Origin of the sequence: Limnobaculum zhutongyuii (genome assembly GCF_004295645.1) — a bacterium.
Taxonomy (GTDB): Bacteria; Pseudomonadota; Gammaproteobacteria; order Enterobacterales; family Enterobacteriaceae; genus Limnobaculum; species Limnobaculum zhutongyuii.
This window is the reverse complement of record NZ_CP034752.1, coordinates 709,288-730,525: the sequence shown is the minus strand read 5'-3', so window position 1 is coordinate 730,525 and position 21,238 is coordinate 709,288. Positions and strand designations below refer to the sequence as shown.

22 protein-coding genes are annotated in these 21,238 nt (G+C 46.5%); 15 read left to right on the top strand and 7 right to left on the bottom strand.

All coding sequences use genetic code 11. The annotated features are described in order from the left end of the window. Positions 1-448 precede the first annotated feature (448 nt). Positions 449-2,443 (bottom strand): transketolase, encoded by a 1,995-nt coding sequence (tkt, locus tag EKN56_RS02795; protein ID WP_130590416.1) that lies wholly within the window; start codon positions 2,441-2,443, stop codon positions 449-451. Positions 2,444-2,693: 250 nt separating this feature from the next. On the opposite strand from tkt, the gene EKN56_RS02790 reads away from it, so the two are divergent. Both EKN56_RS02790 and EKN56_RS02785 read left to right on the top strand, forming a co-directional pair. Further along, a complete protein-coding gene (locus EKN56_RS02790) occupies positions 2,694-3,440 on the top strand; it encodes a M48 family metalloprotease (protein WP_168189590.1) in 747 nt (248 codons plus the stop codon). 333 nt (positions 3,441-3,773) lie between these two features. After that, positions 3,774-4,337, top strand: coding sequence for an NADPH-dependent FMN reductase (locus EKN56_RS02785; RefSeq protein ID WP_130590415.1), 564 nt, complete (start codon positions 3,774-3,776; stop codon positions 4,335-4,337). Between the two features lie 348 nt (positions 4,338-4,685). On the opposite strand, the gene speB is transcribed toward EKN56_RS02785, so the two are convergent. Further along, positions 4,686-5,603, bottom strand: coding sequence for an agmatinase (gene speB, locus EKN56_RS02780; protein WP_130590414.1), 918 nt, complete (start codon positions 5,601-5,603; stop codon positions 4,686-4,688). A 323-nt stretch (positions 5,604-5,926) separates the two neighbouring features. On the opposite strand from speB, the gene EKN56_RS02775 reads away from it, so the two are divergent. Beyond that, entirely contained in the window at positions 5,927-6,523 is a 597-nt protein-coding gene (locus tag EKN56_RS02775; RefSeq protein WP_130590413.1) for a YhgN family NAAT transporter, read from the top strand. Positions 6,524-6,573: 50 nt separating this feature from the next. Here EKN56_RS02775 and speA read toward each other — a convergent pair whose 3' ends face one another. Next, entirely contained in the window at positions 6,574-8,472 is a 1,899-nt protein-coding gene (gene speA / locus EKN56_RS02770) for a biosynthetic arginine decarboxylase (protein WP_130590412.1), read from the bottom strand. A gap of 747 nt (positions 8,473-9,219) precedes the next feature. On the opposite strand from speA, the gene metK reads away from it, so the two are divergent. The 6 genes from metK (at position 9,220) to ruvX (ending at position 14,044) form a co-directional block, all read left to right on the top strand. Further along, complete coding sequence (metK, locus tag EKN56_RS02765) at positions 9,220-10,374, top strand: methionine adenosyltransferase (RefSeq protein WP_130590411.1); 1,155 nt, start codon at positions 9,220-9,222, stop codon at positions 10,372-10,374. 99 nt (positions 10,375-10,473) lie between these two features. After that, entirely contained in the window at positions 10,474-10,977 is a 504-nt protein-coding gene (locus EKN56_RS02760) for a SprT family zinc-dependent metalloprotease (RefSeq protein ID WP_130593572.1), read from the top strand. A gap of 201 nt (positions 10,978-11,178) precedes the next feature. Then, the gene (rsmE, locus tag EKN56_RS02755) at positions 11,179-11,910 is read left to right on the top strand and encodes a 16S rRNA (uracil(1498)-N(3))-methyltransferase (RefSeq protein WP_130590410.1); all 732 of its coding nucleotides are present in this window, start codon (positions 11,179-11,181) and stop codon (positions 11,908-11,910) included. Positions 11,911-11,920: 10 nt separating this feature from the next. After that, positions 11,921-12,868, top strand: a complete 948-nt coding sequence (gene gshB, locus EKN56_RS02750; RefSeq protein ID WP_130590409.1) for a glutathione synthase — start codon at positions 11,921-11,923, stop codon at positions 12,866-12,868. Between the two features lie 189 nt (positions 12,869-13,057). Further along, positions 13,058-13,621 carry a YqgE/AlgH family protein gene (locus EKN56_RS02745; RefSeq protein WP_130590408.1) on the top strand — a complete coding sequence of 188 codons (564 nt, stop codon included), beginning with the start codon at positions 13,058-13,060 and terminating at the stop codon, positions 13,619-13,621. Next, complete coding sequence (gene ruvX / locus EKN56_RS02740; RefSeq protein WP_130590407.1) at positions 13,622-14,044, top strand: Holliday junction resolvase RuvX; 423 nt, start codon at positions 13,622-13,624, stop codon at positions 14,042-14,044. 1 nt (position 14,045) lies between these two features. Here ruvX and EKN56_RS20835 read toward each other — a convergent pair whose 3' ends face one another. The 3 genes from EKN56_RS20835 to EKN56_RS02730 all read right to left on the bottom strand — a co-directional run bounded on the left by EKN56_RS20835 (position 14,046) and on the right by EKN56_RS02730 (position 15,675). Continuing rightward, positions 14,046-14,207 carry a hypothetical protein gene (locus EKN56_RS20835; protein WP_168189589.1) on the bottom strand — a complete coding sequence of 54 codons (162 nt, stop codon included), beginning with the start codon at positions 14,205-14,207 and terminating at the stop codon, positions 14,046-14,048. Positions 14,208-14,258: 51 nt separating this feature from the next. Next, positions 14,259-14,579 carry a hypothetical protein gene (locus tag EKN56_RS02735; protein ID WP_130590406.1) on the bottom strand — a complete coding sequence of 107 codons (321 nt, stop codon included), beginning with the start codon at positions 14,577-14,579 and terminating at the stop codon, positions 14,259-14,261. 100 nt (positions 14,580-14,679) lie between these two features. Continuing rightward, positions 14,680-15,675, bottom strand: coding sequence for a type IV pilus twitching motility protein PilT (locus tag EKN56_RS02730; protein ID WP_130590405.1), 996 nt, complete (start codon positions 15,673-15,675; stop codon positions 14,680-14,682). A gap of 22 nt (positions 15,676-15,697) precedes the next feature. Between EKN56_RS02730 and EKN56_RS02725 the strand changes: the two genes are divergently transcribed. The 4 genes from EKN56_RS02725 to yggU all read left to right on the top strand — a co-directional run bounded on the left by EKN56_RS02725 (position 15,698) and on the right by yggU (position 18,282). Further along, positions 15,698-16,402, top strand: a complete 705-nt coding sequence (locus EKN56_RS02725; protein WP_130590404.1) for a YggS family pyridoxal phosphate-dependent enzyme — start codon at positions 15,698-15,700, stop codon at positions 16,400-16,402. Between the two features lie 64 nt (positions 16,403-16,466). Beyond that, positions 16,467-17,285: a pyrroline-5-carboxylate reductase gene (gene proC / locus EKN56_RS02720; protein ID WP_130590403.1), complete on the top strand. Its 819-nt coding sequence runs from the start codon at positions 16,467-16,469 to the stop codon at positions 17,283-17,285. A 155-nt stretch (positions 17,286-17,440) separates the two neighbouring features. Next, positions 17,441-17,986: a YggT family protein gene (locus tag EKN56_RS02715; RefSeq protein ID WP_130590402.1), complete on the top strand. Its 546-nt coding sequence runs from the start codon at positions 17,441-17,443 to the stop codon at positions 17,984-17,986. Then, the gene (yggU, locus tag EKN56_RS02710; protein ID WP_130590401.1) at positions 17,986-18,282 is read left to right on the top strand and encodes a DUF167 family protein YggU; all 297 of its coding nucleotides are present in this window, start codon (positions 17,986-17,988) and stop codon (positions 18,280-18,282) included. The genes EKN56_RS02715 and yggU overlap by 1 nt, the downstream gene beginning before the upstream one ends. A 39-nt stretch (positions 18,283-18,321) precedes the next feature. On the opposite strand, the gene EKN56_RS02705 is transcribed toward yggU, so the two are convergent. Next, positions 18,322-19,134: a CDP-diacylglycerol diphosphatase gene (locus EKN56_RS02705; RefSeq protein WP_168189588.1), complete on the bottom strand. Its 813-nt coding sequence runs from the start codon at positions 19,132-19,134 to the stop codon at positions 18,322-18,324. A gap of 306 nt (positions 19,135-19,440) precedes the next feature. On the opposite strand from EKN56_RS02705, the gene EKN56_RS02700 reads away from it, so the two are divergent. Both EKN56_RS02700 and hemW read left to right on the top strand, forming a co-directional pair. Next, positions 19,441-20,034, top strand: a complete 594-nt coding sequence (locus tag EKN56_RS02700) for an XTP/dITP diphosphatase (protein WP_130590399.1) — start codon at positions 19,441-19,443, stop codon at positions 20,032-20,034. Further along, complete coding sequence (gene hemW / locus EKN56_RS02695; protein WP_130590398.1) at positions 20,027-21,157, top strand: radical SAM family heme chaperone HemW; 1,131 nt, start codon at positions 20,027-20,029, stop codon at positions 21,155-21,157. The genes EKN56_RS02700 and hemW overlap by 8 nt, the downstream gene beginning before the upstream one ends. Positions 21,158-21,238 lie beyond the last annotated feature (81 nt).

Genomic DNA, 21,238 nt, shown 5'->3' with positions numbered 1-21,238 from the left:
CTTATCACACAGGACATTCGCGGTAGGTAAAACACGCGCACAAGCCCTATATATCAAAATATTTAACATACCGGACAAATCGTTGCAGCAAATGATAACACGAAAAGTATAGTTGAGATTAACCCGTCTATTCTAATCATAACAGTGCTGTCTGTCTGTGATACCGCTATCGGATTGATAGCCTTAAACCACGGGCCTTGCTCCAATATTACCGTTATTCTATACCTGAAACCATAAAAAACTGAAACGCTTCAGCACGTATCTACAGATTACGAAAATCCTGCCGCAATTACTACCGATTATATGCAGTTAAACTAAAAAACTTTGGCTTTGGGATGAGATATATGCTGTGAGATACAACGCCTCACGCCTGCTGGAAGGGAAATTAAAAAGCCCTGATATCGCTATCAGGGCTTTAGGTTTAACTAACAACTAAGAATAGTTAAACTTATTTCAATAACTCACGGCTATTCGCCACTACGTTATCAACCGTAAAGCCAAACTCGGCAAACAGTTGTTCTGCCGGGGCAGATTCACCGAAGCTGCGCATGCCTACAATACGACCGTTCAGACCGGTGTATTTGAACCAGAAGTCCGCAATACCCGCTTCCACGGCCACGCGTGCACTCACACCGGATGGCAGTACGGATTCACGGTAAGCCGCATCCTGACGGTCAAACACTTCGGTACAAGGCATCGATACCACGCGAACTTTACGGCCTTCCGCACTCAGTTTATCTGCCGCATCCACCGCCAGGCTCACTTCTGAACCAGTGGCAATCAGAATTAACTCCGGTGTACCGGTGCAGTCTTTCAGCACATAACCACCACGGGCCACGTTAGCCAGTTGCTCTGCGCTACGCGGCTGTTGGGTCAGGTTCTGGCGGGAGAAAATCAGCGCACTCGGACCATCCAGACGCTCAATCGCTGCTTTCCACGCTATCGCGGATTCAACCTGGTCACACGGACGCCAGGTACTCATGTTTGGCGTCAGACGCAGGCTGGCCATCTGCTCTACCGGCTGGTGAGTCGGACCGTCTTCACCCAGACCAATCGAGTCATGGGTATACACAAATACGCTGCGAATTTTCATCAATGCAGCCATACGTACCGCGTTACGGGCATATTCCATAAACATCAGGAAGGTGGCACCATAAGGCACAAAACCACCGTGCAGGGCGATACCGTTCATCATCGCCGACATACCAAACTCGCGCACACCGTAATGAATGTAGTTACCCGCCAGGTCATCCACAATGGATTTCGAACCGGACCACATGGTCAGGTTGCTTGGGGCCAGGTCAGCAGAGCCCCCCAGGAACTCCGGCAGCACTTTACCAAAGGCTTCCAGTGCGTTTTGTGATGCCTTACGGCTGGCAATATTGGCCGGATTAGCCTGTAAATTCTCGATAAACTTCTGAGATTCTGCCTGCCACTGCGCCGGTAACTCACCGCTGACACGACGGCTAAACTCTGCCGCCAGTTCAGGATGCGCAGCACGGTAGGCAGCAAACTGCTTGTCCCACTCGGCTTCAGCCGACTGACCGGCAGATTTGGCATCCCACGCGCTGTAGATTTCCTGAGGAATAACAAACGGCTCATATTTCCAGCCCAGCGCTTCACGGGTGGCGGCCACTTCTGCATCACCTAATGGTGCACCGTGGCTGTCGTGCGTACCCGCTTTATTAGGTGAACCAAAACCGATAATGGTTTTACACATCAGCAGTGAAGGCTTACCGGTCTCTTTCTGTGCCTGCTCTACTGCCTTGCGAATGGCGTCGGCATCATGACCATCAATACCGCGAATAACGTGCCAGCCATAGGCTTCAAAACGCATGGCGGTGTCATCGGTGAACCAGCCTTCAACGTGACCGTCAATGGAGATACCGTTGTCATCATAAAAAGCAATCAGTTTGCCCAGTTTCAGGGTACCGGCCAGTGAACAGGCTTCGTGAGAAACCCCTTCCATCATGCAGCCGTCACCCATAAAGGTGTAAGTGTAGTGGTCAACGATATCGTGACCCGGGCGGTTAAACTGGGCCGCCAGCGTACGCTCGGCAATCGCCATCCCCACGGCGTTACAGATACCCTGACCCAGTGGACCGGTGGTGGTTTCCACGCCCGGCGCATAACCATATTCCGGGTGACCCGGGGTGCGGGAATGCAGCTGACGGAATTGTTTTAAATCATCGATAGTCAGGTCATAACCGCTCAGGTGCAGCAGGCTGTAAATCAGCATGGAGCCATGGCCGTTAGACAGCACGAAACGGTCGCGGTTAGCCCACTGAGGATTGGTTGGATTATGTTTGAGGAAACCGCGCCACAGAACTTCCGCGATATCGGCCATGCCCATCGGGGCTCCGGGATGGCCAGATTTGGCCTTTTGAACAGCGTCCATACTGAGGGCGCGAATAGCGTTAGCGAGTTCTTTATGAGAAGGCATTATTAACTCCATTTTAGGCTTAGGATTCGAGGTTCAGATCCAGAATAGGAAAAACTTCCTTATCTTCTCAAGTCAGCGCTAAAACGGCAACCCCGATTGACGATACAAATGGTTGCAATAAAGGTGGGATTTTGTGTCACAGATCTTTTCAATTCCTCATGACACACTCTTTGATTATTGATATTATCGTCCAACTGGATAGGACCAGTCTTGAAGGCTAATAATCATATAATCACAGGAAGATAGTTTTATGAAAATGCGTTCTACTTTAATCGCTGTAACCTTAGCATCGGCTACTATGTTAGCAGGTTGTCAGAGCGGTAGTTTTGGTGACACCCTTCTGTCTGCTGTAACCGTTAGTGATGCAGAAGTTAAAGCGCTGTCAGATCAATCTTGTAAAGAAATGGATCAAACTAACAAAGTTGCAGGCAAGAGCAGCAAGTACACCAAACGTCTGAACAACATCTCCAAGAAGTTAGGCACCAACATCAATGGTCAACCTCTGAACTACAAAGTTTACTTAACTGATGACATCAACGCATGGGCAATGGCTAACGGCTGTATCCGTGTGTATAGCGGTCTGATGGATAAGATGACTGACGATGAAGTAATCGGCGTACTGGGCCACGAAATTGGTCACGTTGATTTAGGCCACACTAAGAAAGCATTCCAGGTTGCTTATGCAGCTCAGTTCGCTACCCAGGCAGCACTTCAGTACGGCGGCAAAACTGCAGCAGTTCTGAACGACGCTCAGGTTCTGGATTTCGCTAACGCACTGATCAACGCTCAGTTCTCTCAGTCTCAAGAATCAGAAGCTGATACCTTCTCTTACGACCTGCTGAAGCAGAAGAAACTGAAAACAGCTGCTCTGGCAACTGCGTTTGACAAACTGGCTCAGTTAGACGGTGGCGCAAGTGCTGGTATGATGAGCTCTCACCCGGGTTCTAAAGACCGTGCTGATGCAATCAGAGCTCGTATCGCTGCTGAAGGCAAATAATCTATTTATATAGAATTGGGCGGTAATTCGCTTATCTATGTATCTAAAACCGAGGTCATGACCTCGGTTTTTTTATTGCCTGAAGAAAACCACTCCGGCGAATATTTGGCACGAAATCATTAACACTCCAATATTAAGTGGCGTACAGTAAGAAGATTATTGGCAAAAAATAGAGATAATCTTTTCATTTATCAGGATTATTTTTTGCCAGTGCAGTGATTATCAACTATCTTTTATATCAATGCCGCACTTATGCGGAGTGTTCCGTTTTATCACTTATTCAGGTTGTAGTATTGAATGAATCGTCAATAAAATTCACCAAGGAGTCGTCTTATGAGTCAAGTGAAACACGTAGCCGTTTTGGTCGGTAGCCTGCGTAAAGAGTCAATTAATAGAAAAATTGCCCTGGCATTGACTAAATTAGCGCCTTCTTCAATCAAGCTGGACATCGTGGAAATTGGCGATTTACCTCTGTATAGCGAAGATATTGACGTCACTCCACCTGCCGCTTACACCACATTCCGTAATCAAATTAAAGCCGCTGATGCCGTGCTGTTTGTCACTCCTGAATACAACCGTTCTGTACCTGCAGCCTTAAAAAATGCACTGGATGTAGGTTCCCGTCCTTACGGACAAAGCGCCTGGTCAGGCAAACCTGGAGCGGTTGTTAGTGCATCACCGGGTGCAATTGGCGGTTTTGGGGCTAATCACCATCTGCGTCAGTCACTGGTATTTCTGAATATTCCATGCATGCAGCAGCCAGAAGCCTATATCAGTAACGCCGGTGCCATTTTTGAAGAGAACGGTGAACTGACTGAAAGAACCAAAACCTTCCTGCAAAGCTTTGTTGATGCTTATGCTGACTGGGTTCTGTTCCAGACCCGCCCACAAAAATAAGCGGTTGTAGTCAATATCTGAATGCAAAAACGGCTGATAAATATCAGCCGTTTTAATGTAATGACAACGTTTGATAGTTAATTTTTGTGTTTCAAAATAGTCAATTGTCGGGAGGGGCTCCCGTGGGGGTCGACTTGGCGTCAGCCAACGAAGTGCCCGTAGGGAGACCAGGCCCGACATACACTGAAGTTAAGTACTAACGGTCTTCCGGTCGAGTATAAAGCCAATATAAGCATTTTTGATTTTACGACCGGAATATCCATTGAGGCCAATTTATCAAGTTGGTCATCATTTTAAAACGACCGATATTTATCAGCCGTTTTTTATTAGTTTTATATTTGGATTAAATTACTTTTTCGCCGCCTGCATATACAGCATATCCAGTGCAACCGTCGCTGCTGCCAGCGCCGTCATTTCTGCATGATCGTAAGAAGGTGCCACTTCCACCACATCCATTCCCACAATATCCAATGACTGTAATCCGCGTAGAATTTTTAGTGCGCGGTCAGATGTTAATCCACCACACACCGGCGTACCAGTACCCGGAGCAAAAGCAGGATCCAGACAGTCAATATCAAACGTCAGATAAACCGGCATGTCCCCTACAATCTTTTTAACCTGAGCAACAACATCATCCACAGTGCGGTCGTTTACCTGAGCGGCATCCAGCACGGTAAAACCGTTGTCAGTGTCATGCTCAGTACGAATACCAATCTGTACTGAACGAGTTGGGTCAATTAAACCTTCATTTGGCGCATGATAAAACATAGTGCCATGGTCAAATTTACTACCGTTAGAGTAAGTATCGGTATGGGCATCAAAATGAACCAAAGCCATTTTGCCAAAATGCTTAGCGTGAGCTCTTAATAAAGGCAGCGTCACAAAGTGATCACCACCAAAGGTCAAACAACGCTTACCAGCAGCCAGTAAACGTTCGGTGTGAGCCTGAAGCTGTTCACTCATGTCCTGAGCATCGCCAAAATTAAACACCACATCACCACAATCAACAACCTTCAGCTTGCTTTGCAGTTTAAATGTCCATGGCCAACGGCAGGATTCCCAGGCCAGATTAGTCGATACCTGACGGATAGCTGCTGGTCCATGACGAGCGCCCGAACGACCAGAGGTTGCCATATCGAAAGGTACACCGGTGATAACCCAGTCAGCATCACTTTCATACGGTTGAAAATTGAGTGGTAAACGTAAAAAACCAAAAGCATTGGAGACCAGTGAATTATCAGGCTTATTGCCAAGCGTGCTATTCATTGTATTCCTCAAAATGTCTGCGTTATCTTTCCGTTATCCCATGCCATCGGCTGTGGGTCATAAACAGAAATCAACTAAGTCGCGAAAAAAAATCCCTCCGCGTCAGAATGGAGCGCCCGACGAGAAAGGGATTCATAGAATTCTTCAATTGTGCTGGGGTAAATTATGGAGTGTATTCCCCCCATCTTCAAGAAAAATCCCGAGCCGCATCGATTATCGCTACCGGGACTTTTCAGGCCTGCGAGCAGTTATAAAATTAACCCATCTTTCCGGCAGTTAAAGTTAGTATATAGTTAAACTAAATGCGCTAATCGGATTTACATATGGCAGAAATGACATCGGCAATAATTCTCCTTTTTCTTATTCTGGATCCGCTAGGAAACCTGCCGATATTTATGTCGATCCTTAAACATATCGATCCCAAACGCCGTCGCATTATTGTTATCAGAGAGATGCTCATCGCGTTGGTGCTGATGATGATCTTTTTGTTTACCGGCGAGAAAATTCTGGAAGTGCTGAATTTACGTACCGAGACAGTTTCTATCTCCGGAGGGATTATTCTGTTTCTGATTGCCATCAGAATGATTTTCCCTTCTTCTGAGAACGGGAGTACTTCAGGTTTACCTGCCGGGGAAGAGCCTTTTCTGGTGCCAATGGCCATTCCATTAGTCGCCGGACCTTCTATTCTGGCGTCATTAATGATGCTGTCACACCAGTATCCAAACAAAATGGGCTATCTGGCGATTGCACTGTTTATCGCCTGGGCACTTTCCGCCATGATTTTAATGATGTCTGATTTGTTTTTACGTCTGCTGGGAGAGAAAGGCGTTAATGCACTGGAACGGCTGATGGGATTAATACTGGTCATGATATCAACCCAAATGTTTTTGGACGGGATTCGTAGCTATTTATCGCATTAGAGATGCAGAAACAAAACAGGTGGTCAAATGACCACCTGTTTATCGTTTAATTACTCATCTTCAAGATAAGTATAACCATATAGTCCGGCTTCAAACTCTTCCAGGAACTGCTCTTCAAGTTCAGGGCTTAAATTGGCACTCTTGATTTGTTCGCGATAGCGAGTCATCAACGTTTCCGGGTTAAGCTGCACATACTCCAGCATTTCCGCAACCGTGTTGCCCTCTTCAGACTGCTCAACTTCAACACTACCATCGTTAAATACGAACACATCAACCGATGCGGTATCACCAAACAGGTTATGCATATTGCCCAGAATTTCCTGATAGGCGCCAACCATAAAGAAACCTAACAGCGGAGGATTTTCTGGATCGTAAGGCGGCATTGGCATGGTGGTTGCCATACCGTCACCGTCGATATAGTGATCAATAGCACCATCAGAATCACAGGTAATATCCAGTAATACCACACGACGCTCGGGATCTTTATCCAACCCACTCAGTGGCAATACAGGAAACAGCTGATCGATACCCCACGCATCCGGCATTGACTGGAACAGCGAGAAGTTAACGTACAGCTTATCCGCCATACGTTCATCCAGCTCATCAATGATTGGAAGGTGAGCACGATTGCTGGGCTCAAGCTGTAGCTGAATATGATGGCAAATGGTCAGATAGAGCTGCTCAGCATAAGCGCGATCGGTCAAATCCAGCATGCCGTGTGCATATTGAGTATGCACATCATTTAGATCCAGCTGGCTATCGTGCAGCCATTCACGCAGTGAGCGACGATTTTCCGGCTCTTGCATCTCCAGCCAAGTATCCCACAGGCTACATAACGCGCGGGGAGCATCTTCATTAGGTGGTTGCGGCACTTCAAATTCATTGCGCTCCACACCAATCACGTTTGAGACCAATACTGTATGATGCGCAGTCACCGCACGGCCTGATTCTGTAATTACCGTTGGATGCGGTAAACCATATTCATTACAGGCTTCACCGATGCCCCAGATAACGTTATTAGCGTACTCATTCAGGCCGTAGTTCACCGAACAATCAGACTGAGAGCGAGTACCTTCATAGTCCACGCCCAAGCCACCGCCAACGTCGAAGCACTGAATGTTCACACCCAGTTTATGCAGTTCCACGTAGAAACGCGCTGACTCACGTACGCCAGTGGCAATATCACGAATGTTAGATAGCTGGGATCCCAGATGGAAGTGCAGCAGTTGCAGGCTGTCTAAACGCCCGGCATCACGCAAAGTATCCACCAGCGTCAGTACCTGAGAAGCAGATAAACCAAATTTAGACTTATCACCACCGCTGGCCTGCCATTTGCCTGACCCCTGAGAAGCCAGACGAGCGCGAACGCCAAGGCGAGGAATAACATCCAGACGTTTAGCCTCTTCCAGAACGACCTTTATCTCGGACATTTTCTCAATGACCAGATAAACCTTATGGCCCAGTTTTTCACCGGTTAGCGCCAGGCGAATATATTCACGATCTTTATAACCGTTACAGACGATCACTGAACGGGTAAACCCGGCATGGCCTAATACCGCCATTAATTCAGCTTTGGAACCGGCTTCCAGTCCCAAAGGTTCACCGGAATTAACCAGCGACTCAATGACCCGACGCTGCTGATTAACCTTAATCGGATAAACTAAAAAATAGTTGCCTTCATAACCAAACGACTCACGTGCACGTTTAAACGCAGCGTTAATAGAACGCAAACGATGCTGAAGTATTTGAGGAAAACAAAACAACGATGGCAGGCGTTGCCCCTGTGCTTGCATTCCCTGAACTAACGTTGCCAGATCCACGTGTGCATCAGGTAAGTCAGGATCCGGGCAGACAGTAATATGGCCAAGTTCATTCACGCCATAATAACCACCACCCCAGTGAGCGACATTATAAGTACGCATCATTTTGCTTGCGGAACCGTTTGTCATAACAACATAAGCCTCTTAGAGCCCGGAACGGAAACAAACCGATCTGAGCAACTCAACAGTAAAAACTACCCGATTAGTTCGTATTTCACCATGCAGCACTGGAGGGTAACTACCCGGACCATACGACCGCATAAGAATAGACGATAATATTGCTATTTCATATTGTTAATGACGCATTCTGACAGTAGAAAACAAAATTTTTGTTTATAAATATGTCCGCAGGATAGTTAGGTATTACGGGGTTTAAAATTACTTAAAAATCAATCAATAAAGAAGATAAGTTCCATTTAGGGTACGGTGATAATTATCCGGATATATAACCAGATCAAAAACCTGATTATCTGCGGTAAAAAATCATTTTTTTCAGAACTAAATGATAATTAAACAGTTAATATTTTTACCTGAGATTGTCTGACCATTATTTATATTTCAACTTGGTATATCGGTACTTTACATGCGCCAGGCCACAGTCAAAACCACCCTCTGATTCCAGTTATAAAAAAAATGTAACTTATAACAATAGGTTGAATATTTTCAGATAAAAAACAACTGGCAATATTGTAGTAAATCTTTAGAATAGCCATCCAGATGTTAATCCGTCTATACTGATTAATGCACGTATTCATGAACTCCTTAATCTGCACATGCGTTGTCTCATGCCCAAACAAGCGGAGACATTGAACGATCTCCCCAATAGTAGAGATAACGCCGCTTTGCAGTTAAACCGTCTTAGAGGTAAGAGAAGAAATGGCCCAACACCTGTTTACTTCCGAATCCGTATCCGAAGGGCATCCTGACAAGATTGCCGACCAAATTTCTGACGCCGTACTTGATGCAATCCTTGAACAGGATCCTAAAGCGCGCGTAGCCTGTGAAACCTACATTAAAACCGGTATGGTTTTAGTGGGTGGTGAAATCACAACGTCCGCCTGGGTAGATATTGAGGAACTGACGCGTCGTACCGTATGTGACATTGGTTACACCCACTCAGATATGGGATTTGATGCTAATTCTTGTGCGGTACTAAGCGCTATCGGCAAACAATCACGGGATATTAACCAGGGTGTTGACCGCAGCGACCCGCTAGAACAAGGTGCCGGCGATCAGGGCATTATGTTTGGTTATGCGACTAACGAAACCGAAGTTTTGATGCCAGCGCCAATTACTTATGCCCACCGCTTAATGGAGCGTCAGGCAGAAGTGCGTAAAAATGGTACTCTGCCTTGGTTGCGTCCGGACGCCAAAAGCCAGGTCACCTTTATGTACGACAATGGCAAGATCAGCGGTATTGATGCAGTAGTATTATCAACCCAGCACTCAGACCATATCGGCCAAAAAGATCTGCAGGAAGCGGTAATGGAACACATCATTAAGCCGGTTCTGCCTGCTGAATGGTTATCTGCCAATACCAAATACTTCATTAACCCAACCGGCCGCTTCGTTATCGGTGGACCAATGGGTGACTGTGGATTAACCGGTCGTAAAATTATCGTTGATACCTACGGCGGTGCCGCTCGTCACGGTGGCGGGGCATTCTCCGGTAAAGATCCGTCTAAAGTTGACCGTTCCGCAGCCTATGCTGCCCGCTATGTAGCTAAAAATATCGTTGCTGCTGGCTTGGCGGATCGCTGTGAAATTCAGGTTTCTTACGCCATTGGTGTGGCTGAACCAACTTCAATCATGCTGGAAACCTTCGGCACGGAAAAAATTCCACACGACCGTTTAATTCAATTGGTTCGCGAGTTCTTTGACCTGCGCCCTTATGGATTAATCAAAATGTTGGATTTGATCAGACCTATTTATCAGCAAACCGCGGCCTATGGCCATTTTGGTCGTGAACATTTCCCATGGGAAAAAACCGACAAAGCGGCAATGCTGCGCGAAGCTGCCGGACTTAAATAATTTCCAGTAAGCACCGTAGATAATTTTAACGGCGTGATGGCACCAGCCTCGCGCCGTTTTTTATTGCTCATTTTATGGCGCCTCGCTATGCTAGCATCCATGACCACACTTCGCCTTCCTATCGCTACTCAGCAGGCCGTTATGCGCTGCCTACGCCATTATCTGGTATTAGCTAATCGTCATTTAGAAACGGAGTATTCAGAGCCCAAAGTCACCTATCGCCAGCGTGGTACTACAGCAGGAACCGCTCATCTTACCCAGTGGGAAATTCGTCTTAATGCCGTCTTATTGATAGAGAACGGCCAGCAGTTTATTGATGATGTGATTCCTCATGAGCTGGCTCATTTACTGGTTTATCGCCAGTTTGGCCGGGGATCTCCACACGGTAGCGAATGGCAATGGATGATGGAAAAGGTTCTGGGAGTTAGTGCAACCCGAACACACTGTTTTGATGTGATGTCGGTGCAGGGAAAAACTTTTACCTATAGCTGTAATTGCCAAACGCATCAGTTAACCGTACGCCGCCACAACAAGATCGTGCGAAAAGAGAGTGAATATCGCTGTAAACGCTGTGGTAGTCTACTAAAGCCAGCGGAACCTTAAACCACCAACATGCCCGATTCACTGAACTTTTCCTGCTTTTAATCGTGATAAAAACAACGCAGGGTTGAACAGTCTGTTCTACAATATTAAGCTTATCCGGTTCAGTTAACATATTTACGACTTCTTTGGCCATTTAGCCGGAAAAGAATACCCCTTGAATGCCTGTTAATTCAGGAAGATACCGGAAAACAGAATATAACTATGCGCATTCCCCGCATCTATCATCCCCAACCTCTTGCTATCGCTAATGATATCGCCCTGAGTGACGATGCGGCGAATCATGTTGGTCGCGTGCTGCGTATGCAGCCGAACCATCAGTTGACGCTGTTTGATGGTAGCAATCACGTTTTTGATGCTGTTATTACTCGGGTTGATAAAAAACAGGTACTGGTCAATATCGTTGACCAGCGGGAAGAGAACCTTGAATCACCGCTTAATTTTCACCTTGGTCAGGTGATTTCTCGCGGCGAGAAGATGGAGTTTACTATCCAGAAATCTATCGAGTTGGGAGTGAATGTAATTACCCCGCTGATTTCAGAACGCTGCGGCGTAAAACTGGATAAAGAGAGACTGGAAAAGAAAGTCCAGCAGTGGCAGAAGATTGCCATTGCGGCCTGCGAACAGTGCGGGCGTAACCGAATTCCCGAAATCCGCCCGGTAATGAACCTCGAAGATTGGTGTTCAGAGTCTGATGGTGGGATTAAATTGAATCTACATCCAAGAGCCAGCCAGAGCATTAATACGCTCACCATGCCGGTACAAAACATCCGTCTGTTAATTGGTCCTGAAGGGGGATTATCCCAGGACGAGATCGATATGACAGCGAATTACGATTTTACAGATATTCTACTCGGCCCCCGGATTCTGCGTACAGAAACCGCGGCGCTTACCGCGATTGCTGCACTACAGGTACGCTTCGGCGATCTGGGATAAGGAGAAAAAGATGATCAAACTCGGCATCGTGATGGACCCTATTACATCCATCAACATTAAGAAAGATTCCAGCTTTGCTATGCTGCAAGAAGCACAAAAACGCGGCTGGGAACTGCACTACATGGAAATGAACGATCTTTATCTGCATACCGGAGAAGCCCGCGCCCGGACGCGTACGCTAACGGTTCAGTATGACAAAGAGCACTGGTTCGATTTCCATCAGGAACAAGAGATCCCACTGCACGATCTTGATGTTATTCTGATGCGTAAAGATCCTCCGTTTGATACCGAATATATCTACGCAACCTACATTCTGGAACGTGCTGAAGCAAAAGGCACCCTGATCGTCAACAAACCTCAAAGCCTGCGCGACTGCAATGAAAAACTGTTTACCGCCTGGTTCCCGGAGCTGACACCATCTACCCTGGTTTCCCGCAGTGCAGAGCATATCCGCCGTTTCTATGGAGAGCATGGTGACATTATCCTCAAACCATTAGATGGTATGGGCGGGTCCTCTATTTTTCGCGTTAAGCCAAACGACCCTAACCTGTCAGTAATCATTGAAACCCTGACTGAATTGGGTACGCGTTACTGTATGGCACAAAACTTTGTTCCACAGATTTCTGATGGTGATAAACGCGTTCTGGTAGTGGATGGTGAGCCCGTTCCTTATTGTCTGGCTCGTATTCCAAAACAGGGAGAAACTCGTGGCAATCTGGCGGCTGGCGGACGCGGTGAAGCACGTCCTTTAAGCGAAAGTGACTGGAAAATTGCGCGTAGCGTAGCACCAATTTTGAAAGAAAAAGGATTAGTGTTTGTTGGTCTGGATATCATTGGCGATAAACTTACGGAAATTAATGTCACCAGCCCAACCTGTATCCGTGAAATTGAAGCAGCCTTCCCTGATGTTTCAATCACCGGTATGTTAATGGATGCCATTGAGCGCCGCCTTAAATAAGCTGCTAAGCTCAAACAAATAGGTCTGTTTAACTAAAATGACTCTGTCACCTGTAATTTAAGGGACAGAGTCAATTTTTTTACTACCAATAGTTATCATGCTAAGCATCGGTAGGCTAAATTTGTTATAATAATCAATGGGTGACAGCACCTACACTTCACATTTCCATTCAGCCAACGGTTTAATACCATGAACTTACAACACCATTTTCTTATTGCGATGCCTACCCTGGAAGATCCCTGCTTTAACCATTCGGTTGTGTACATTTGCGAACACAACCGGAATGGCACAATGGGATTGGTTATTAACAAACCTCTCGGAGAACTAACCGTCGAAGAAGTACTCACTAAGCTGGATATCTACCCCACACCAAAGGTATCCAGTATTCATTTAAACAACCCGGTCCTGGACGGCGGACCGCTGGCTGACGATCGGGGATTCATTTTGCATACTCCCCGCCAGAAATTTTCATCCAGTATTCAGATTAATGAACATGTTATGATTACCTCCTCAAAAGATGTCTTAGAAACCTTGGGTACTGCTTCTCAACCGTCCGAAGCACTGGTTGCTTTAGGCTATGCCGGGTGGGATGCTGGCCAACTGGAACGGGAACTGCTGGAAAATAGCTGGCTAACCGTTGAGGCCGATACCGATATTTTATTTCATGTTCCGGTCAATCAGCGCTGGCAAACAGCGGCGAGGAAGCTGGGTGTAAATATTCATACTATTGCAACACAAGTAGGTCATGCATAAATGTCTAACCGTACTGTATTAGGATTTGATTTTGGCACCAAGAGTATTGGCGCAGCTATCGGCCAGGAAGTAACCGGTACTGCTCGTCCTCTTGCTTCATTTAAGGCCAGGGATGGCAGCCCTGACTGGCAACAAATCGAAAAATTGCTGAAAGAATGGCAACCTGATTTAGTGGTAGTTGGGCTTCCGTTAAATATGGATGGGACTGAGCAACCGGTTACCGCTCAGGCAAAAAAGTTTGCCAATCGCCTACACGGTCGATTTGGAGTGCAAATCCAATTACACGACGAACGTTTAAGTACGGTAGAAGCTAAAGCTGACCTGTTTTCCCGTGGCGGTTTTCGCGCACTGGACAAAGGCAGCGTTGACGCTGCCTCTGCGGTAATCATTCTGGAAAGCTGGTTTGAACAGCAGCTTGGTTAACTTAATGCAACAGGTTATCCAACGTACTACCCCAGTTAATACTCATTTTAATATTGCAGGCCTGATTTGCCGCATAGTAAACGGTGTATCCCTGCCGGTTTGATGTGCCTTTATACTCCGGAATATCTCCGCATCCGGTAATCACATACTCAGTATTTGGCAATGGAATGGTATTACCCGTTCCCAGCAGAGCAAAATACTTGCCATACTCGCCCTAACCTACTTTTTGCACCAGCACATAATCGTTAGCATTCAACTGAGTTTTACTGACGATCTTTGCCGCACGGCCAGCTGAATCAGTAACGCCAAATAGCGGTTTCTTAAATGCGGGATCGGTTTCGGTATCCTTGGTGACGACCAGATAGAATGGGGTATCGACCATTGGCTGATTGGTTTTTGGCTCTAACAAACCCACGGTAATCTCAAACGCCCCTTCGGAACCATAGGTTGGCAAGGTATTTTTATAATACCAATAACCACCGCCACCAATGATTACCAGAAAAATAACCACTACAAGCCATTTAAATGCGTTCAAGATTCAATTTTCCTTTCTGTTTATAATACAAGTCGTTAAGCAAAAGGCAGTTCATCATACTTGGGAAGAATAGAAAAGAGGTTTAGCAAAACCTTTACGTTTACCATCCGGGAATCAGTCCATCTGCCAATAAACGACTTTTGCATTGCTCCATGGTCTGCATTCCGTTAATCGCCCCGGTCTGTAACAGCGTTAATAGCTGATGATGTTTGCCTTCCCTAATCATATTGCTCACCGCAGGGGTATTTACCAGTACTTCATAAGCAGCGATACGTCCACCTTTAGTGCAGGGTAAAAGCTGCTGACAAACTACCGCCTGCAAACTATTCGCTAATTGAGTGCTAACAAAGCGTTTCTCTTCTGCCGGAAACACATCAATAATGCGTTCAATTGATTGCACTGCTGAACGGGTATGTAAGGTGGCGAATACCAGATGTCCGGTCTCCGCTGCGGTTAAGGCCATATGGATGGTTTCCGCATCTCTCAATTCCCCCAATAAAATAATATCCGGATCCTGACGTAATGCCGCACGTAACCCCTGAGAGAAACTTTCCACATGCCTGCCAACCTCTCGCTGCTGAATCAGGCAACGATTACTGTGATGTATAAATTCGATGGGATCTTCCAGAGTAATAATATGACGATCCGACTGTTGATTAATCAGGCTTATCAGAGCCGCCAGAGTGGTTGATTTTCCACTCCCCGTTGCTCCCGCAACGATAACTAAGCCATCAAGACAGTTGCTCATGGCTATCAACGAATCCGGAATACCTAATGCCTTCGGCGGGGGGATATCATTTCGAATAAAGCGAAAAGCGGCAGAGATACCATCACACTGCTGAAAAAGGTTCACCCGCAGGCGTATGTCTTCAATCGCTAAAGCGAAATCTAGCTGCCCCTGTTGCTGAAATTGTATTTGTTGTTCACGGGTTAACAGCGCTAACAGCCGATCTGACAGCCATTCGGGCTCCAGTAAACTTTCGCCAAAGTAGTGTAAATCCCCGTTCACGCGCAATACTGGCAAATGGCCGGCAGAAAGGTGCAGATCCGAAGCATTTTGCTTTACACTATCAGTTATTAATTGGCATACACTCATAGCAGACTCCCTGAATAGACTTATGACAACTATCCAACAGAATCTAGAAGCCGTCAGGCACCGTATCGCTGAAGCAGCGCAACAATGCGACCGTTCTCCCAAAGAAGTTCAGTTACTTGCAGTCAGTAAAACAAAACCTGTGGAGGCGATTCAGGAAGCGATTGATGCAGGTCAGCGGCTGTTTGGTGAAAACTATGTGCAGGAAGGCGTCGATAAAATTCAGCACTTTAACAACACCTCTGAATCAGGACAGTTAGAGTGGCACTTTATTGGTCCATTACAATCGAATAAAAGCCGACTGGTTGCTGAGCACTTCCACTGGATGCATACTCTGGACAGAGAGAAGATTGCCCGCCGTTTAAGCGAACAGAGGCCAGCAACCATGCCGCCACTGAATGTACTTATTCAAATTAATATCAGTGACGAACAGAGTAAGTCGGGTATTAAGCTGGAAGCGCTGTCAGAACTGGCAGCCCAAATTCACGATCTCCCTCACCTGACGTTGCGTGGGCTGATGACCATTCCGGCGCCGGAAAGTGACCCGGCTCGTCAACTGGCAGTATTTCAAAAAATGACGCAGGCTTTTCATCAGTTGAAAAGTGCCTATCCGCAAATTGATACCCTCTCAATGGGAATGACTGACGATATGGATAATGCTATTCGTGCAGGCAGTACCATGGTACGCATTGGTACCGCGATATTTGGCGCTCGCGACTACACCCTGTAATCCGCCAGATAATCCGGGCTACTTACAATTATCTGAGCTTTAAACTGACAAAGTGAGATTTATCATGCAACACCGTAAAATTGCGTTTATTGGCGCCGGTAATATGGCAAAAGCGATTATTGCCGGATTGGTCAACGGTGGTTATCCGGCAGATTTAATTACCGCGACCTCACCATCAATGAAACAGGATGGCCCGCTGCACAGTCAATATGGTATTCACTGTAGTAATGATAATATTGAAAGCGCTCGTCAGGCCGATGCTATCGTGCTGGCGGTTAAACCTCAGATGATGGCCGACGTTTGCGCGCCGTTACATCAACAGGTGGATCTCAGCGGAAAATTAGTTTTATCCATCGCTGCCGGAGTTAGCATTTCCCGTTTCACCCAATTACTGGGGCCGGTTGATCTTATCCGCATTATGCCCAATACCCCCTCATTGATTGGTTTAGGCATGAGCGGTCTGTATGCACCGCCACAGGTCAGTGCTCAGGATAGAGAATTTACCGCCCAGCTAATGCAATCCGTTGGCGAAATCTGCTGGGTAAATGAGGAAAGTGGCATAAACAGTGTCATTGCTGCCGCCGGTAGTGCTCCAGCCTATTTCTTCCTGTTTATGGAAGCGATGCAAAAGGAGTCTGAACGCCTTGGATTTAAACCAGAAACTGCCCGTTTACTGGTTCAGCAAGCCGCTTTAGGTGCTGCACAAATGGTGGTGAATAACCCACAGCTGGATATAGGTACTCTCCGTCAGCAGGTCACCTCAAAAGGCGGTACCACCGCTGAAGCGCTTCGCGTTTTTAATGAACATGGATTAAGTGAAACGGTAGCCTCAGCCATGCAGGCCGCCATTAAGCGTGCAGATGAAATGGAAAAATCCCTTTAAAATGGCAATTCGGCAATGAATTAGCGGGTTCATTGCTATTTTTCCTTGATTTACTATATGCTAACCCCCAAATATACGGGTGTTGTTATAGCATAATACCGTTTTTCAGATTCCAGTCTGGCTAAGCCAGGGCAGACAATAACCAAGGGTTAACCATGCAATTTTTATCTTTTCTTATTGTAACCGTGCTCGATCTTTATGTATCGGTGCTACTGCTACGGGTATGGATGCAATGGGCAAGAGCCGATTTCTACAATCCATTCTCTCAGTTTGTGGTGAAAATCACCCAGCCGGTAATTGGGCCATTGCGTCGTGTTATTCCGTCTATTGGTCCCCTTGATACCGCTTCACTACTGGCTGCCTATGTCCTTATTCTGGTGAAGTATGTTGTTGGACTGTGGTTGATTAATCAGGTTCTACTCTTCCTTCCGGTCTATCTGCCACTTTCCTTGCTGGAACTGTTAACTGCTGCCGGTAAACTGGTGTTCTGGATTATTATTATCCGTGCGCTGATGAGTTGGATTAGTCAGGGCCGTAATCCAGTGGATCAATTACTTATCCAGTTAACTGAGCCACTACTCTCTCCGATTCGTCGCTTACTGCCTTCAATGGGAGGAATCGATCTGTCGCCAATGGTGTTGATCCTGATCCTTTATGCATTGAATTACCTGAAAGCTGATGTTCTGGCTCTGATTCTGTAATGAGCGCCGTAGAGCAACAGTCTGATGCGGTTATCCTTCGGCTATATATTCAGCCGAAGGCCAGCCGCGATCAAATTGTTGGCCTGCATGGTGAAGAGTTAAAAGTCGCTATTACCGCCCCGCCGGTTGACGGTCAGGCGAACGCCCATCTGGTCAAGTTTCTGGCTAAACAGTTTCGCGTTGCCAAAGGTATGGTAACCATTGAAAAAGGGGAACTGGGGCGTCACAAGCAGGTAAGAATTGATAATCCGCAGCAAATTCCTGCTGAAATAAAACTTCTGTTACCGGATGCCTGATGGCTCAGGCATCCTTCAATATCTGTTGATCATGAATAACTAGAATAAATTTTCAGTTTTCAGCAAGTCGCACTGATAATCTTGTATATCACCCGTATGTCCTGCATTCAGGCCAAAAACGTCCAGTCGATTTGCCAATAATAAATACATTGGCTTATTGCTATGGTCGGTATAAGCCACCAGCGCTAAACCATATTTCCCCATATTATCTGCCGCATCCGAAACTTCCATTGCCAGCCGCTGGAACGGACTGATCTCACGCAACTGAGACTCGGTTAATGTACGGGCAATATAATGATGGCCATTGATACCATAAGGCACCGATGACCATTTCTCGCTGAATTTATCTATCTGGCTTCCCAACTGCGCCTGTATTTCAGGTTTAATACAGGCGATATGAATATGCAGTTGCTCCTGACTGCGTCCATAAGCTGAATTAATCGCTAATGAGACCATTTCCCGGGAAATAGGTTTACCCGCCTGTTGAGCCAAATAGTGACGCGCTACCCAAGCCTGATAGAGATAATCGGTAGAGTCGGGCTGCTGTAATACTTTGCTCTCAATACCATCAATTTTTGCCGTAGGAATTAGCAAAAAGTGCAAAGGCCCGTTACGATCTTTAAATATGACGTATCCTCGTTGGGCATCCGGCGTCAAAACCACATTGATACAGGGAGAAGCTGCCGATGCGCTTAATTGCTGATGAGGGACACATTGCTCACTAACAATCTTCCATAATTCATTTGAGTGACTACGTACCCAGCCCCACCAGATAGCTAAAATTACCAGCGATACCATAATAATCGCGACCAGCCACTTCAGTAATTTTGGCAATCGTTTTTTTCGTTTCATTCTCATCTTCGGCGTGTTAATTGATAGTCGCTCCGGTCAATTATAACACATATGTAACAGTTGATTTTAATTCAATAAATTATGTTTCTGATTAATAAATGAGTAAAACCTATTGATAATAATGAATAAAAAACCATATCTGTTCATTAAATGTTCAAAAGAACACTCTCCCTTACCATTTTCGCTCATCTACTTACTTCAGTTTGAGTTATGCTATGCGGCTATCAGTATTGAAAAATGAAATTCTATTCTATTGCAGGTATACCCTGCCCTGATTAAAACTCGAAATAACAGGTGGACTCCACAATGCAGAAACTGGTGCTTGCAACCGGTAACCCCGGTAAAGTGCGTGAGCTGGCAAACCTTCTGGCTGATTTTGGCTTTGAAGTGATTGCTCAAACCGATCTCGGTGTCGATTCGGCTGAAGAAACCGGATTAACCTTTATTGAGAATGCCATTATTAAAGCGCGTCATGCCGCACAGATTACTGGCCTGCCTGCCATTGCGGATGATTCCGGTATTGCCGTTGATGTTCTGGGTGGTGCACCCGGCATCTATTCGGCACGCTATGCCGGAGTTGATGCCAGCGATCAGGCTAACCTGAACAAACTACTGGAAACATTGAAAGATGTGCCAAAAGAGCAGCGTCAGGCGCAGTTCCACTGTGTGCTGGTTTATATGCGCCATGCCAACGATCCTATTCCATTGGTTTTTCACGCCAGCTGGCCGGGTGAAGTGCTGTTTAGCCCGGCAGGTGAAGGTGGCTTTGGTTACGATCCTATTTTCTATCTTCCGGAACTGGGATGTACCGCCGCTGAATTAACCAGAGAACACAAAAGTAAGATTTCTCATCGCGGTCAGGCATTGACCATGCTGTTGGATGCCCTGCGTAATGCTTAATCCCCCGCCGCTGAGCCTCTATATCCATATTCCCTGGTGTGTGCAGAAGTGCCCGTATTGTGACTTCAATTCACACGCCCTGAAGGGTGATATTCCCGATATGGATTATGTGGAGCATTTGCTCACCGATCTGGATAACGATTTACCGCTTACCAGCGGCAGATCGGTCAGTACGCTGTTTATTGGCGGCGGCACCCCTAGTTTACTGGGCGCGGAAGCCATGCAAAGGCTGCTGGATGGGGTTCGTAGCCGATTAACGCTAGAAGATAACGCTGAAATTACGATGGAAGCCAATCCGGGAACGGTAGAGGCGGATCGATTTAAAGCCTATCAGCAGGCCGGAGTGAATCGCATCTCTATTGGCGTTCAGAGCTTTAGCCAGCCAAAACTGGAGCGTATGGGGCGGATACACGGCCCGGAAGAGGCAAAACGCGCAGCCCATCTCGCACAAGGTCTTGGTTTACGCAGCTTCAATCTGGACTTAATGCACGGTTTACCGGACCAGTCGCTGGACGAAGCGCTGGATGACCTGCGGCAAGCGATTGAGCTGAATCCTCCTCATTTATCCTGGTATCAACTCACCATTGAGCCAAATACCCTGTTCGGTTCACGCCCTCCGGTACTGCCGGACGACGATGCCCTGTGGGATATTTACCAGCGCGGCCATGAGTTACTCAGCGCGGCCGGTTATCAGCAGTATGAAACCTCAGCCTACGCTAAGCCCGGCTATCAGTGCCAACACAACCTGAACTATTGGCGTTTTGGTGACTATCTGGGTATTGGCTGTGGAGCCCACGGTAAGCTGAGTTTTAGCGACGGGAGAATTATACGCACTGTAAAAACCCGCCATCCCCGTGGTTATATGAACGGTAAGTATCTGGATAAGCAGTACAACGTTGAAACCGACGAACGCCCTTTTGAGTTCTTTATGAACCGCTTCCGCCTGCTGGAAGCCGCGCCAAAAGCAGACTTCAGCCGTCTTACCGGATTGGATGAGAGCGTTATCCGGCAGAATATTGATAGTGCGTTGAAGTTGGGGTACCTGACGGAGACCAGTGAGCACTGGCAAATTACAGAGAAAGGGAAATTATTCCTGAACTCATTGCTGGAACTGTTCTTGTAGTCAGAGAAAAAGGGCAATATTAAGTATTGTATCCATTTCGGCCATAAACAGTATTGTGTACAAATAGACTATTGTGCATGG

What these genes read in the sequence shown, in the direction of transcription:
- tkt (WP_130590416.1), bottom strand. Translation starts at nt 2,443, where the DNA reads ATGCCTTCTCATAAAGAACTCGCTAACGCTATTCGCGCCCTCAGTATG.
- EKN56_RS02790 (WP_168189590.1), top strand. Translation starts at nt 2,694, where the DNA reads ATGAAAATGCGTTCTACTTTAATCGCTGTAACCTTAGCATCGGCTACT.
- EKN56_RS02785 (WP_130590415.1), top strand. Translation starts at nt 3,774, where the DNA reads ATGAGTCAAGTGAAACACGTAGCCGTTTTGGTCGGTAGCCTGCGTAAA.
- speB (WP_130590414.1), bottom strand. Translation starts at nt 5,603, where the DNA reads ATGAATAGCACGCTTGGCAATAAGCCTGATAATTCACTGGTCTCCAAT.
- EKN56_RS02775 (WP_130590413.1), top strand. Translation starts at nt 5,927, where the DNA reads ATGGCAGAAATGACATCGGCAATAATTCTCCTTTTTCTTATTCTGGAT.
- speA (WP_130590412.1), bottom strand. Translation starts at nt 8,472, where the DNA reads ATGACAAACGGTTCCGCAAGCAAAATGATGCGTACTTATAATGTCGCT.
- metK (WP_130590411.1), top strand. Translation starts at nt 9,220, where the DNA reads ATGGCCCAACACCTGTTTACTTCCGAATCCGTATCCGAAGGGCATCCT.
- EKN56_RS02760 (WP_130593572.1), top strand. Translation starts at nt 10,474, where the DNA reads ATGACCACACTTCGCCTTCCTATCGCTACTCAGCAGGCCGTTATGCGC.
- rsmE (WP_130590410.1), top strand. Translation starts at nt 11,179, where the DNA reads ATGCGCATTCCCCGCATCTATCATCCCCAACCTCTTGCTATCGCTAAT.
- gshB (WP_130590409.1), top strand. Translation starts at nt 11,921, where the DNA reads ATGATCAAACTCGGCATCGTGATGGACCCTATTACATCCATCAACATT.
- EKN56_RS02745 (WP_130590408.1), top strand. Translation starts at nt 13,058, where the DNA reads ATGAACTTACAACACCATTTTCTTATTGCGATGCCTACCCTGGAAGAT.
- ruvX (WP_130590407.1), top strand. Translation starts at nt 13,622, where the DNA reads ATGTCTAACCGTACTGTATTAGGATTTGATTTTGGCACCAAGAGTATT.
- EKN56_RS02730 (WP_130590405.1), bottom strand. Translation starts at nt 15,675, where the DNA reads ATGAGTGTATGCCAATTAATAACTGATAGTGTAAAGCAAAATGCTTCG.
- EKN56_RS02725 (WP_130590404.1), top strand. Translation starts at nt 15,698, where the DNA reads ATGACAACTATCCAACAGAATCTAGAAGCCGTCAGGCACCGTATCGCT.
- proC (WP_130590403.1), top strand. Translation starts at nt 16,467, where the DNA reads ATGCAACACCGTAAAATTGCGTTTATTGGCGCCGGTAATATGGCAAAA.
- EKN56_RS02715 (WP_130590402.1), top strand. Translation starts at nt 17,441, where the DNA reads ATGCAATTTTTATCTTTTCTTATTGTAACCGTGCTCGATCTTTATGTA.
- yggU (WP_130590401.1), top strand. Translation starts at nt 17,986, where the DNA reads ATGAGCGCCGTAGAGCAACAGTCTGATGCGGTTATCCTTCGGCTATAT.
- EKN56_RS02705 (WP_168189588.1), bottom strand. Translation starts at nt 19,134, where the DNA reads ATGAAACGAAAAAAACGATTGCCAAAATTACTGAAGTGGCTGGTCGCG.
- EKN56_RS02700 (WP_130590399.1), top strand. Translation starts at nt 19,441, where the DNA reads ATGCAGAAACTGGTGCTTGCAACCGGTAACCCCGGTAAAGTGCGTGAG.
- hemW (WP_130590398.1), top strand. Translation starts at nt 20,027, where the DNA reads ATGCTTAATCCCCCGCCGCTGAGCCTCTATATCCATATTCCCTGGTGT.